9 protein-coding genes are annotated in these 13,767 nt (G+C 66.3%); 5 read left to right on the top strand and 4 right to left on the bottom strand.

Annotated elements, in window-relative coordinates:
* Window positions 1-9: 9 nt before the first annotated feature.
* Together BLQ75_RS01125 and BLQ75_RS01120 are read right to left on the bottom strand one after the other, a co-directional pair.
* Window positions 10-1,461, bottom strand: a complete 1,452-nt coding sequence (locus tag BLQ75_RS01125; protein ID WP_244515196.1) for a DUF2079 domain-containing protein — start codon at window positions 1,459-1,461, stop codon at window positions 10-12.
* A gap of 603 nt (window positions 1,462-2,064) precedes the next feature.
* Window positions 2,065-2,730, bottom strand: coding sequence for a TetR/AcrR family transcriptional regulator (locus BLQ75_RS01120; RefSeq protein WP_092596369.1), 666 nt, complete (start codon window positions 2,728-2,730; stop codon window positions 2,065-2,067).
* A gap of 267 nt (window positions 2,731-2,997) precedes the next feature.
* Between BLQ75_RS01120 and BLQ75_RS01115 the strand changes: the two genes are divergently transcribed.
* The 4 genes from BLQ75_RS01115 to BLQ75_RS01100 all read left to right on the top strand — a co-directional run bounded on the left by BLQ75_RS01115 (window position 2,998) and on the right by BLQ75_RS01100 (window position 7,171).
* The gene (locus BLQ75_RS01115; protein ID WP_244515147.1) at window positions 2,998-4,383 is read left to right on the top strand and encodes a carboxypeptidase regulatory-like domain-containing protein; all 1,386 of its coding nucleotides are present in this window, start codon (window positions 2,998-3,000) and stop codon (window positions 4,381-4,383) included.
* 96 nt (window positions 4,384-4,479) lie between these two features.
* Window positions 4,480-5,133 (top strand): TetR/AcrR family transcriptional regulator, encoded by a 654-nt coding sequence (locus BLQ75_RS01110; protein WP_244515146.1) that lies wholly within the window; start codon window positions 4,480-4,482, stop codon window positions 5,131-5,133.
* Between the two features lie 11 nt (window positions 5,134-5,144).
* Complete coding sequence (locus BLQ75_RS01105) at window positions 5,145-6,092, top strand: ATP-binding cassette domain-containing protein (RefSeq protein ID WP_092596363.1); 948 nt, start codon at window positions 5,145-5,147, stop codon at window positions 6,090-6,092.
* A gap of 242 nt (window positions 6,093-6,334) precedes the next feature.
* A complete protein-coding gene (locus tag BLQ75_RS01100) occupies window positions 6,335-7,171 on the top strand; it encodes an ABC transporter permease (protein ID WP_092596360.1) in 837 nt (278 codons plus the stop codon).
* Window positions 7,172-7,299: 128 nt separating this feature from the next.
* On the opposite strand, the gene BLQ75_RS01095 is transcribed toward BLQ75_RS01100, so the two are convergent.
* Complete coding sequence (locus BLQ75_RS01095; RefSeq protein WP_092596357.1) at window positions 7,300-8,463, bottom strand: beta-1,3-glucanase family protein; 1,164 nt, start codon at window positions 8,461-8,463, stop codon at window positions 7,300-7,302.
* Between the two features lie 720 nt (window positions 8,464-9,183).
* Between BLQ75_RS01095 and BLQ75_RS01090 the strand changes: the two genes are divergently transcribed.
* The gene (locus BLQ75_RS01090) at window positions 9,184-10,251 is read left to right on the top strand and encodes a DUF7507 domain-containing protein (protein ID WP_170837260.1); all 1,068 of its coding nucleotides are present in this window, start codon (window positions 9,184-9,186) and stop codon (window positions 10,249-10,251) included.
* 2,211 nt (window positions 10,252-12,462) lie between these two features.
* Here BLQ75_RS01090 and BLQ75_RS01085 read toward each other — a convergent pair.
* Window positions 12,463-13,767: a hypothetical protein gene (locus tag BLQ75_RS01085; RefSeq protein ID WP_139182875.1), complete on the bottom strand. Its 1,305-nt coding sequence runs from the start codon at window positions 13,765-13,767 to the stop codon at window positions 12,463-12,465.

The raw sequence follows: 13,767 nt of genomic DNA, 5'->3' as shown, positions 1-13,767 counted from the left end.
CCGAAGAGCTCACTGGTCCACCTTCTTGAGCACGAGGTGCGAGGGCTCGGTCCACGGTGAGTCGATGTTCCAGGCCGGGGCGGGTCCGCGTCCCATGACCCTGGTCAGTACGTAGTCGACCTCTCGCGGTTCCACGGGGGTGAAGTTCCGGTAGTTCGCGCGGAGCAGGGTGGCGGTAACCGGCCCGGCCTCCGCGATGCGTTTGTTGATGTCGGGAGTCAGGATTCCGCGGTCGGCCAAACCGTCCACTATGGAACACTCGCAGAAGTAGGCCAGGGTGCCGATCTCCCCTGGACTGCGCACCGTGGCGTCGCCGATCTCCTCCTTCAGCAGGTTCCCGATTCTGGCATAATCCGACGGCGTCGCCCAGTTGGTCGTGATCGTGGCGCGCTGCCAGGGCGTCCCGGTTTCCACCGCGACCCTGGCCTGGTTGGCGAACACCGCGGTTCCCAGGACCACCGCCACGGTCGCGGCCAGCATCGGAATTCGTCGCCGGTGTCGGGCGGCCACCGCCGAAGTGGCTCCGATCACACCGGCGAGGAACATCGTGAGCCCGAGCATGCTCGGAACGTAGTACCAGTGGTACGGCGGAACCCCGAGCGTGGTGTAGGCGTAGAAGTGCGCGATCCCGCCCACTCCCATGAGCGCCCAGGGGTGCAGCTTGTGCGCCGCGGTGTTGCGCAGCAGTCGTGTCACCAGCCACACCGGCAGCGCGAGCACCCCGAGCGCCGCGGTGACCAGCGCCGCGGTGGTCGCGGTGGGATACACTTCATAGTACAGTCGCAGTCCGTTGCCGAAGTCCCAGCTACCCCAGGCTTCCTGCATCTGCTTGAGTACCAGCGTGTCGGGCACGGCCGAGCCGAACACGAACCAGCTGAAGCCGAACCAGGGCAGCGAGACGAGGCAGGCGGGCACCAGCCAGCGCCAGAATCTCCGCCACAGCGCGGGACGGCCCAACAGCAGCACCACGACGAAGATGCCCAGATCCGGTCTGGTCAACGCGAGTAGTCCGGCCGCCGCGCCGAACAGCACTCGGTTGTGTGTGGTGGCTCCGAGCAGTAGCAGTCCCAGCAGCGCGGAGGCCAGGGTCATCTCCAACCCGACCGAGGAGAGTAGGAACGGGTTGGTCAGTACGAGCAGCGTGCCGAGGACCACGGTCAGGCGCGAAAAACCACTGTGCCGTGCGGAGCGGTGCAGTGTCACGGCCAGGACCGCGTTGGCGAGCACGAAAAGTACGCCCAGCGCCAGCACGGGCTGTCGTAGCAGGAAGGTCAGCGCTGCCAGTGCCAGCACGTTCAGCGGTGAGGTGGCGGTGTTGGAGAACTCTTCCTGGATCATTCCCCAGTGGCCGTGAAAGGCCAGGTTGCGTGCGAAGTCGATGGTGATGTAGGCATCGTCGGTGAGCCCGCCCCGCACGAGCATGAACACGAGTCCGGCGAGCAGTGCGGCACCACCGGCCACCAACGCGGTTTCCCGCTTTTCCGATCGGTTCGGTATCGCGCCACTGGAAAATAACTGAGAAGATTCCTTGTCCCGCGTCGTTTCGGTGACCGCCACTGTTACCCCTCTCACCGCAAGAACAGTGTGAGTAGTCGTTTTTGAATCAGTCTCGGGTTTCAGGGCTTATGATATAGAACTCGCCCGGGTGCTCGGTTGTCGCCCGTGGGAGCTGGCGATCGTCGTGGCCGTTCGCATGCTCTATGTGTTCACGCTTCGATCGAACCGCGATTTCCCGCGCTTCCGGCCGTACGTGTCCGCACACCCGGAGTGCTCGCTCCGCACGAACTCCCGCCGGAGGCTCTCGGTTCGTATCGCTGATGGGTGCGGTAATCGGTCAGTGTCAAGCACCGTAACGCGTGTCGCTCCAACACGCTCGATCGTTTTTCGACGAGTATCATCAGTCGATCTTTTCTCGCACCGGGCGAGCACAATAGTGCGGAAACGACGCGTGCTGCCGCGGGCGGTGACGGCGCGGATTCGCCTTCCGGCGGCCGGGAGAGCTCGGTGCGGCCACCGGGAGCGTTCCGGCCGATACTTGGTGTTCGCGGGGTCCCCTGCCCCCGGTCAGCCGAGTTCGTCCGGCCGCAGCCCCCGCCGCAGCCGTTCGAAGTTCTCCGCCAGGTAGTGGCGCATGCTTTCCCCGGCTTCGGAGTCCTGCCAGCTCTGCACCGAGACCCGCAGCGTGGTGATGGCCGTCGCGGCGAGCAGCCGCACGTAGACGTCCTCACTCGCCCGGCCGAGCCGTTGCGCGAATCCCTCGACCAGTGCGGCTTCCAGTGCGCGGAAAGCGGTCACGACCTTTTCGATCAGTTCGGGGTGGTGGCGGAGCACCACGGCCTGGTCCCGCCAGGTGGGCCCGTTCATGGCCGTCTCGATGGCCTCGCCCAGCACGGCTTCGGCCGCTTCGAGGGGCTCCTCCTCGGGAGGACGTCCCAGGACGCGGGCGGCGGTGTTGTCGATGGTCTCCCGGTCCCAGGGGACGAGCACTTCCTCCTTGGAGGTGAAGTAGTTGAAGAACGTCCTCGGGGAGACGTCGGCGTGGGCGCAGATGTCGTCGACCGTGACCGCGCCCGTGCCGTGGTCGCGGAACAGCCGGACGGCGGCCTGCTGCAGGGCCTGTCTGGTCGCGCGCTTCTTGCGTTCCCGCAGTCCGCCGGTGCCGGTCTCGCCCGCCCCGTGATTCGGCGAGGGGGTCGCCGTGCTGGGGGCGGTGCGCGCTGACCTGGCCATTTGCGCTCTCCCTGGCTGCTGCGATGCCGCGACGCTGCTGAGCTGGGGGTTCATCGTAGTGGGGCCGTTCGCGGCCGGACAAACCGGGCGCGTGAGGCCCTCACAGTTAAGGTGCGCGGATGCATTTTTGCAGTCTCTGCATAAAAATGCTACAGTAGTGCTCGACGCGTTAGGCGTCCCGTCGCGTCGGTGATCGGCCAGTGCCTCGACACGGCCCACCGCTCGCAACCGCTCGCAATCTTTCCGCAGTCGTGGCGAGGAGCCGGTGTGCCCAAGGAAGAGCTGAAGTCGTTGGCTCGCAAGCTGGTGTCGACACTGTGGTTCCCGATGTTCTTCGTCGTCGGGTTCATGGTGTTCTATCTGATCCCGTTCCACGCCCCCGCGCCGCACAACGTGCCGGTGGCCGTGGTCGGTGACCGGGCGGCGGCGAGTATCCAGATCTCGTTCGACGACTCGGTTCCCGACGGCTACGACATCTCCTCGGTGCCCGACGAGGGGGCCGCCCGGCAGGCTGTGCGAGACCGGGACGTCGTCGCCGCCTACGACCCCTCCGACGGGGAGATGTTCTACGCCAGCGCCAACGGCAGGATGGCCGTGCAGATGCTGCGGCAGTCCTTCGCGCCGGTGGCCGCGCAGTCGGGGCAGCAGCTGACGCTGACCGATCTGGCATCCACGGCTCCCGGTGACGTGATGGGGACGGGGCTGTTCTACTGCCTGATGGCCATGAACATCCCCCCTTACATCCTGGTGATGATGCTGCTGCGGGCGGAGTTGACCACCCGGCAGAAGCTGGGAGCGATGGTCGGTTTCGGCGCGGTGTCGTCCCTGGTCTGCTACTTCACCGCCCTGTCGTTGGACGTCATCTACAACGATCCGCTGCTGCTGTTGATCGGCTTCCTGCTCACGCAGGGGATCGTCTGGACGGTGTACGGGCTGGTGCCGATCGTCAAGCAGTTCATCCCCGGGGTCGCCATCGGAATCTTCGTGCTGCTGAGCATGCCATCCAGCGGGGGTGCGGTCCCGCTGCACTTCGTGCACCCGCTCTTCCAGTTCCTGCACTACGTCATGCCGCTGGGCAGCGCCGTGGACGCGATGCGTGGCATCCTCTACTTCGACGGCACTGGGGCGCTGCGCAGCACGCTGGTGCTGTGTGCCTGGTTCGTGTTCGGCGCCGCACTGGTCACCTTCAACCACTTCCGCGCCAAGCGGCTCGCGGCGGCCCACGCACCCGAGCGGGACACGGCCGGGCAGCGGAACGAGGGGGCTGAGCGGGAGGTCCAGGCGGAGTACGAGCACGAGGACGACAGCGGCGTCACCGTCGATCCCGCTCTGGAGGCCCCCGAACCCGTGCACCGGCGGACGCTCGCCGGGGCGGTGACCGACGGCTCCGGGGCCGCATTGCCGGGAGCCAGCGTCACCGTGACGGATGGACGTGGTGTCCAGATCGCCAGGATGTTGACCTCTCCGGAAGGCGAGTACCGGGTGCACGACCTCCCCGACGAGCCGGTCACGGTGGTGGCCTCCGCCGTCGGGGTGGAACCCGCCGTGGACAGGCTGCGCGCTCGGGCGGGGCGCGTGGAGCGCTGCGACTTCCTGCTGGACGACGAGACCGAGAGCCGCAGCGTTCGGCCCGCCGGTGTGGCCGGTGCCTGAACCCGTTCTCGCTCGGCGGGCGGTGTTCACCCCGGCGGCGGGGTGGACACCGGTTTCAGGTTTGCTGAGTGAGTACTCACTCAGTATTGTGGTGGGGTGAGCACACCGGAACCCCGACGCCGTGCCCCGGCGATGAGTTCGGAGGAACGGCGAACCGCGATCGTCCGGGCCACGCTGCCCCTGCTCGCCGAACAGGGCGCGAACGTGACCACCAAGTCGATCGCCCAGGCCGCGGACGTGGCCGAGGGGACGGTGTTCCGGGTCTTCGCGGACAAGGGCGAGCTCCTCCGCGCCTGCCTGGCGGAAGCGTTCCGCACCGACGAAGTGCGTGCTCGGATGAGCGAGATATCCACGGAACTGCCCATCGACACCAGGCTCACCGAAGCGGCGGTGCTGGTGCTCGACCACTTCTCCCGCCTGGGGGAACTGAAGCGCAACCTGGCCGCTGCCGACTACGACGTGCACCGGCACGAGGCCCACGGCGAACAGCACCCCGGCAGACACGGCCCACCCCGGTTCGTGCTCGAACTGACCGAGGCGTTCGCCGAGCTGATCGCCCCCGACGAGGGGCGGTTGCGAGTGCCGGTGCGCGACGTCGCGGCCATGCTGCTCGGCCTGCTGCTGAGCGCGAGCTTCGACGGGAACAGCGACGACGAGGCCCGCTCCAAGCTGGCCCCGCGCATCGACGTACTGCTGCGCGGCGCGCTGGTGGAGCGGAAACCCCGGACATCGACCGGCCCGAACCGGTGAGAGGGAAACCAATGGCAAGACCGCCTATCGAGGTCGAAAACGTAACCAAGGACTTCGGGAAGTTCAAGGCTCTCGACGATGTGAGCCTGCGGGTTCCCGAGGGCAACGTGCTCGGTCTGCTCGGCCACAACGGAGCGGGCAAGACCACGCTGGTCAACATCCTCAGCACGCTCTCCCCGCCGACCGGCGGCACCGCGCGCATCGCGGGCTACGACGTGGTGCGACAGAGCAGGCAGGTCTGCGCCCGGATCGGTCTGACCGGGCAGTTCGCCGCCGTGGACGAACAACTGTCCGGGCTGGACAACCTGGTGCTCATCGCCAGGCTGCTCGGTGCGGGTAAGCGCGCCGCCAAGCAGCGGGCCGAGGAGCTGCTGACCCTGTTCGAGCTGACCGAGGCGGCCAAACGTCCCGCGCGGACCTACTCCGGCGGCATGCGGCGCAGGCTGGATCTGGCGGCGAGTCTCGTCGGCCATCCGGACGTGATCTTCCTCGACGAACCCACCACAGGGCTGGACCCCACCAGCCGGATGGGGCTGTGGCAGATCGTGGAGAACCTGGTCGACGACGGCACCACGGTGCTGCTGACCACTCAGTACCTCGACGAGGCGGACCGGCTCGCCGACTCCATCACGGTGCTCTCCAGCGGCAAGGTCGTCGCTTCCGGCACCGCCGAGGAGCTCAAGGCCGAAGTGGGGCAGCGAACCGCCACCGCCACCCTGGCTGACCCGGCCGAAGCCCCCCGGGCGCTCGAAGCCCTCGGCCGTGCCGGGCTCAGCCCGGTGCACGACGAACAGCGGCACGCCGTCACAGCGCCGGTCAACGCCTCGCACGAACTCGCCGTGGTGGTCCGCGCGCTGGACGAGGCGGGCATCGAGGTCAGCGGTCTCGGCCTCGGTGAGCCGACCCTGGACGACGTCTACCTGAACCTCGCCCACCACGCTTCCGAGTCGGCCGCCTGAGCCGAGCTCTCCGCTACCGGGGCGTTCGGCACCCCGGCGGCGCGGTACGACTCACCTCCGTGACGCGCGGTCCTGCCCCGTTGGTTCGCGCCGTGTCCGCTGTCGCTCCGTGTTCCCACGGGCAGGAGCGGCGCGTGGGAGTCCGGTCCCGTGAACGGCTCCCGCGGGCACCGCGAGCCGGTGCGGCGCGGCCTCCCCGAACAGTCGAAACGAAAAAGCTTCATAAGCGACGGGAAGTACAGATGACCAGCACACTCAGCGCTCCCAGCACCGAAGCGCCGGAGTCCTCACCCGATCGGGCCAACTGGCACGGCGCCAACGTCTGGACCCAGATCGTGGTCCTGACCGGCAGGTCCTTACGCGCGGTCGTGAAGGACCCCCGGATAGTCGTGTTCAGCCTGCTGCAGCCGCTGATCATGCTGACGCTGTTCAGCCAGGTCTTCGGCAAGGCGTTGATGTCGAGCATCCAGACCGGCAGCTACATCAACTACCTGATGCCCGCCATCCTGGTGACCACCGGCATCGGCGCCTCGCTGCAGTCCGGCGTGGGACTGATCACCGACATGAAGAACGGCGTGCTCGGCCGGTTCCGCGCGCTGCCGATCCGCATGGGCTCGGTGCTCCTCGCCCGCAGCCTCGCCGACCTCTTCCGCACCGCGGTGCAGCTCGTGATCCTGCTGTGCGCGGCCGCCGTGCTGTTCGGATTCTCCCCGAAGGGCGGATTGCTGGGGACCTTCAGCGCCTGGCTGCTCGCGCTGATGGTCAGCTGGTCGCTGACCTGGGTCTTCCTCGCGATCGCCTCCTGGGTGCGCAAGGAGGAGGTCATGCAGAGCGTGGGCTTTCTGGCCATGTTCCCGCTGATGTTCGCCTCCAGCGCGTTCGTGCCGCTGGACGCGCTGCCGAACTGGTTGAGCGTCGTCGCCCGCGTCAACCCGCTGACCTACGCGGTCGACGCCTCCCGCGACCTGTCGCTGGCGCTGCCGGTGGGCACCGGGGTGCTCTCCGCCGTGGGAGCCAGCGCCGTGCTGCTGCTGGTCGGTGCCTTCTTCGCGATCAAGGGGTTCCGCCGCCCGCTGTGAGCTCCTGCGGGGCGAGCGCGACGTGACGGGTGCTGCCCCGGAATCCGCCGTGGCCCACCTCGACGGATCACCGGCCGGGGGCGGGGCGCGGATTCCGCCCCCGGCCGATGATCCGCCTACGGTGAGGATCACAGCGGAGTGAGCGTCAGCGTCGCCGAACTCGCCCCGCTGTCCTGGACGTAGGACGCGTAGCCCGCCACGTCGTCGAAGGCGAAGCCGTAGGCCTTGCCGTCGACCGTGTTGGCGTGCAGCGTCTTCGCGTAGTGGTTCGTGACCGAGTGACCGTAGAAGCTCGCCGCGTTCGTGGCGGGCTGGGTCGTGACGCTGTGCAGGTTGGACCTGTTGAGCCCGGCGCCCAGGATCGCCGCCACCGGGCCTCGGGGAGCCGCGCCCGCGAAGAGCGCACCGTCGCAGAACAGCACGTCACGGGTGCTCGGCCTGTCGAACGCCCCCACCTCGCCGTCGAAGACGAACCGGTCGCCGGACACCGAACCGCGGTGGACGCCGGTGCCGATGTCCACGGTCATGGTGGTCGAGCGGTACTTCTCCCACACCTGGTCGATGTAGGAGTCGAAGTACGTGCTCGAGAAGTCGCCCAGATCCAGCGCGTGCCCGGGCGCCACGATCCGATGGTCGCCCTGCCGCAGGTTCTCGAAACCGGGGGTGGAGGTGACGTTGGCGAAGATCCGGTCACGACCACCCGGCTCCAGCGTTCCGGTGGTCTGGTCCGAGGAACCCACCAGCCGGATGGAGGAGGGGACGCTGAACATGTCCACCATCGTGGTGTTGCAGTACATCCCGGTCTCGTTGAGCGTGAACTCGAAGACGTCGTGCAGCACCGTATTGCTGGGGTCGCTGGGCACCCACCCCGCCGGATACCGCAGCGCCGGTTGGCCGGTGCCGCTCTCGACCACTTTGAACTTGAGCTCGCCGCCGAGGGCGAAGTAGACCCGCCCCGACATGGCGGGCAGGCTGATCGTGGTGTCACCGCTGCTGTTCAGCGGGATCCCGTAGTGGGCGTAGCCGTCGGATTCGTTGTCGGAGAACGAGATCGGCACCCGCCTGCCGTCCGGGGTGACGTGGACCTGTCGGCCGGACTGGTCGACTCCGACGATGTAGAGCGTGATCGAGGTGTTGGCGTAGGCGCCGGTGTGGTTGACCACCGTCAGCGGCAGCGGGACGGCGGGCAGGCGGGCCCGCCTTCGCGGCGCGGCGGCCACGCCACCGCCCAGCACGGGAGCGGCCAGCGCCGCCGTGGACAGTCCGCCCAGGAATGTTCTCCTGTTGAACAAGGTGCCTCCTCTGGCTGGGCCGTGGTGACGGCCACCATGCGGTCCAGCCCAGTGTGGTGGTGCCAGAACCGATCAAGCACTCCCTCGTTCCGGCGCAGCCGGTGCTCCGGTCGGCAGAGATCGGAAGTGCCGCCACGACGTCCCGAATCGGGCAGCGGGCTCGTCGACTCCGGCTTCCCCCGACTTCGAGCACGACATCCACGGCATCGACCGCGACGAGACCGGTGAGTACCACCCCGCCACCCATGCCGGGGAGATAGGTCTGCTCGTGCGGGAACGGTTCGAGTCCCTGCCGCTTTCCCCGCTCGGAGGCGTGTCCGGTGGCGGCGTCGAGCTCGGTGAAATGGATCAGTCGTCTCCACTGCCATTCCGCGCTCTCGCGGCGGCCCGGTTCTCCCGCCTGCCGGAGCGTGCACTCCGGATCAGGGAACTGTCATCCGGTGGCCGCGTTGCGGGGTGAGAGCGCTGTTCGCCGCGAGCCCCGACCGCGGTGGGATCTCATCGTCGACCTCGCTCGGAAGGGTGAGACAGCTACGCGTCGGCATGTCGACGACGAGTGGGTGAGCCCCGCGCTTCTACGCTGCCGGGAGTCGTTAGCGCATCGCCCGGTCCAGTGACGATGCGCGATGTTCCCGGACGAACAGGGCGATCATGGTGCGAGGACCGAACGTGTTTCGCCGCCCCCCTCGGGGAGGGCGGCGTCGAGCTACCGGTGCGGCCGTGGCCGCGTGCCTGCTGTCGGTGGGTACCGTCACCGGAGCGGCAACGGCGACTCCCGCCGACCGACCTGGGGAGGGACCGGGAGCCCGGCAGGCGGAAGGCTCCGCGCGAAGTCCGCGGCTCGACATCACCAAGACCGTGACTCCGAACCCGATGACCGTGGGCGCGGAAGCGGAGTACGTGATCACCGTGACCAACACCGGTGACACCGACGCCGAGGACGTGGTCGTCACCGACCAGCTCGACTCCGGGGTGCGGGTGGGGGAGCTTCCCGCCGACTGCTCCGTCGACGGCCGGACCGTGACCTGCGGTGGTGCCGGGACGACCGTGCCCGCGGGCGAGTCCGTCCGGTTCACGGTGCCGGTGACGACGGACCCGGGGCTCGCGGACGGTACCAACATCGTCAACACGGCCGGCGTGGACTCGTCCACCCCTGGAACCTCAGGGGACAGCACGCGGCTCGTGTCCCAGGCACGGACCCTCACGAACGTGGAGATCACCAAGGAGGGGCCCGCGACGGTTTCACCCGACGGGACGATCACCTACACGCTGACGACCACCAACCACGGGCCTTCCGACGCCGTGGACGTCACGCTGCACGACGCCACGAACGGTCAGCTCACCACGGTCGAATCGGCTTCCGGAGTGTGTGACTCGGGTGGGCTGACGGTGACCTGTCCGCTGGGGACCCTGCGGCCCGGGCGGAGTGAGGTCGTGACCATCACGGTGAGCGTGAACCCCGATCTGCCGGCGGGGACGGTGATCCCCAACTGCGCCGAGATGTACACGGGGACGCGGCAGACCACCACGGAGGACGATCGCTCGTGCGTGGAGACGGAAGTAACGCCGACCGAGCCGCCGCCCGACCCGACCGATCCTCCACCGGAGCCGAGTGACCCGCCACCGGAACCGAGCGAGCCGCCCCCGGAGCCCACTGATCCGCCACCCGAGCCGACCGACTCGAACGGGCCGCCGACGGACACGCAGGAGCCGAAACCCGGGCCCGACGAGCTGCCGCAGGCACCCGAACCGAGCCCGAGCGAGGGGCATCTGCCCGTCACCGGATGAGCAGTGTTAGCAGGTGAGCAGCCGAGCCTGGTGATGTAGCCAAGTCTGATGAGTAGCCGCACCGGGCGGGGCGGGAGCATGTGTTTCCCGTTCCGCCTGCTCCGCCCGGTTGGCGCGTCGTGCGCGGCGGGCGGGCCGGTTCGGCCGTGCCGGTCGGGTGAGCCATCCTGCTGGAGCAGCTCTTTTCCGATGGTCCTGGAACGAGATCGGCGGTGCCGTTGCAGGGAGCTGCTCTGGTGCCGCGAACCGCCAGGGGGACGAATGTGAGTGTCCGACCGGGGAAGGTCGGTGCTCCTTCTCCCAAGGCGGCAGGACCACGGCTTGTCCGGCGGCGGTCTATCCGTTGTGGACTAATATCGATGGTCGTTGGAGGGCGTGGGCCTCGTCGTGCGGGGTGTTGGCAGGACGGTGGAACTTCGATGCCGTTCGGTCCCGTGGAGAGGAGAGGCATTCCACGTCGGGATCGTACGGATGCCTGCTTCCGCACGGAGCGGAACGATACCGCGAAGCGGATGCACGAAACCGGACATGCCCCGGATGAGCCCGCGGACCGGGAGGCGACGATCAAGCGACGGTGATCGATCTGGTATCCCGTCGCAGGTCAACCGGCTGATTCGTCGTGCGCCCTCGGCAGGGTTCGGAACTGTGGAGTCCGTAGGCGAGGAGCTGTTGCATAGCGGTGGCAACGGGCTGTTGCCGTTGACTCGTGTGGGGACTGCGTGGGAAGCGATACCGCCGATGGCCGGTTTCGAATACAGTAGCTTCATTCGTCATGTGGGAGTTCAGGCCGCAACGTCTTGCACCTGAACTCCCACGTCAAACGAGCCTGCCAGTGCCTCTGGCATGAGGTACTGAGGCGTGTCCGAAAATCGTGAGCTGAGAGCAGCTCACTCCTCTTCGCCTCCGGCAAAGAGCTGTACGGTAGCACCGACTCCCAGGAGGAGCGCGATGAGTCCCCCAAGGACAGTAGTGCTCGTACTCGCTCCAGCCACGTCACCAGACATGGTGATGGCAAGACACCACAGCGTAGCTACTTTGGTATCGGACACGTCGGTTGGCAGGCTGCCTAGATCCATACGCCCTCCGGTTCGGAGGCCCGTGCTGCCTGTCAGGACTGATAGGTTTCTCAGCTCTGATAGACAGTAAGGTGACTAGCCTGCTATAGTGGGAACCCACTGAGGATGTTTAGACTGGTCAAAGGGCCTCCGGTCTTCGACTGCAACGTCATGTAGTACTCGTCGTGGGGCGGCGAGTACTACATGTTTTTCTGATTATACTCGTACAGATCATCTCTGTCGATCCCTCGTCTGAGTGATTTTGGCCCTTTCTCGGCGAACACGGCCAAGTGCGTTTGCTACGTCGCAAGCGTGGTGGCCTCTGGGGGAAGTGTCTGGATCAAGGAATCCACAGTGGAACAAAGCTTCGTGGAGATGAGTGTCCGACCGATCACAGTGCCGGCTGAACTGACGTGCGTGCGGTGAGCATTCTCAGTGGCTCTGACCGGGATCGTCCTTGGCGAGGCCGGAGTGTCGGCCCGCGGGATCGCGGACTACCTCGGGCACGATCGGAGGCAGCCTGACCCTGGACGTGTACATGAACCGGAAGACGGCCTGTGACTCGGCGGCCAGAGCCCTGGCCGACCTGCACCGGGAAGACTGAGCAAAAGTGGGGGTAAAGTGGGGATGCCCCGAGGGGTAGACCCTGAACCGTGGAGTAATGATACCCCTTCTAGGAGATCAAGAAGAGCTGGCCTCATAGTCTTCTTGGTGATGCTGGCCAGTGAAAACGCCACTTCTTTGGTCAGTGCTGTTTTTGTCGCTTGGCGGTGTCATACAGTCTGTAGGCGACTTGGTGACCATAGACGGCCACATTGACGGATGCGGGAGTCTGGGCCAATTGGGGGTCTGAGTAGTAGCGGTACGGCATTTGGCGCTAGGCACGGTTTCGGCTGGTGATCGAGGTGTCGACACACAGCTGTGGAGCGGCTGGGACGGTCCCGACTCCCTGTTCTCGCTGCTGTAACCAGGAAGGAAGATCGTTACCGGAGGTTCCTACACTCCTACTGCTCAGACCCCGGAAGGATTGAATGATGTCGCTGGTCGGTAGGCTGCTTCAGCTTGCTCTAGATTCCGGTCGAGTGCTGATCTCTGACGCTGTGAGCAGCATCGATACTCGCTGGCGTTTAATTTGTCATGATTGTTCCCCAGGGGATTACTCGGGGCGGAGTGCCATGCTACGCAACTGATGCGGGCCTTCGAGGAGATCAGACATATCCGGCAGACTCGTGTGCATGAGGCTCTCGCCGGTGCTCTGGTCGTAGATCCGTAGCTCCGGTTCGTCCCCGTCCGAGGTCTGTGTAATCAGAGCCAAGCGGTCGTCACGGATGGTCGCGCTGACCTCGCTGCTGCGCGGCACGATCTCGTCTTCGAGAGGGAACTCTTCGACCGTCTTTCCCGTGTCGATGTCGGTCCGCATGAACGCCTGGCGATCCAGCGAAGCCCACAAAAAGCTCTGGCCGTCGTCCGAGAGAACTGTACTGTCGAGGATGGCAAGGCCGTAAGAACTGTTCGGTCGAACGCTCTCTCCGTTCGCATCAGTGAGTGGCGTCTCGACCACCTCACCAGTGGAGACGTCCCAGGCTCGAAGGACAACCGGCCGCTCAGGATTCCCGCTGTCATCAGCAACCGCAGCCAAGTGGTACATCGTCTCCTCTCGACAGGGCGCATCGTGGTTCTGCTGTGCGGACCCCGAGACCGGCGCCATCCCGACGAGTCGCTCGTTCTGGCCGACAGCATCCGCTTCGGGCAAGTCTGATGAGCTGGAATCGTCACCTGAGAGACGAGTCAGCATGAACGACGCTGGCCCATGGGTGCCCCGGATTTCGAGTCCCTGTTTGGCGGCTACCTGTTCATAGTCTCCGGAAGGCTGGGCCAGACCGTAGATCTCACCATCGCAGGAGCCGGCTACTTGATAGTAGCCCTCGACATTCTTCCGGCTTGATGCGCCGTCAGTATGGGTCACCAGCTGCTCGGTATAACCGACTCCTGTGGTTCCTTTATTGAACAGGCCGATGAAGCCGCCATCGCCCGTCGGGAACAGCGCGTGCTGTGATGGGGCCTTGGGGCTGTCGGTGGTACGGAGTCCTTCAGCGGTGAGCTGATAGTCCTGTTCAGTGTCGGAGAAGAACAGCCCGTCCTCCGACCACCCGATCGCCGCGGTATCCATGCCGGAGGTTTCGGCGACGCTGATCTCTCCCGCCTCGTCGACCAGGACGAGGTGCCCCGCGGACGAATCCCCGACGTCCTGCGCCGGAGAGCTAATGTAGGCGGCAGCCCGAACGCCGTCCAAGGTCACATCCTGCGGCTCTTCGACATCCGCCGAAGGACCCAAGCATGCCGACGTGGTCAGCAGGACTACGGCGAGCCCAACCGTTGCGCGTGCAGAGGAGAACGAAGATCGAGTCATGAGGCTCCCGAAATATACGAAGCTGCGGTAGAGCATCATCCGCAATTTCAC

The sequence above is a fragment of the Actinopolyspora xinjiangensis genome (genome assembly GCF_900104475.1).
In the GTDB taxonomy this organism is placed as follows: domain Bacteria; phylum Actinomycetota; class Actinomycetes; order Mycobacteriales; family Pseudonocardiaceae; genus Actinopolyspora; species Actinopolyspora xinjiangensis.
The sequence above is the reverse complement of the archived record's forward strand: the minus strand, read 5'-3'. Positions and strand labels throughout refer to the sequence as shown.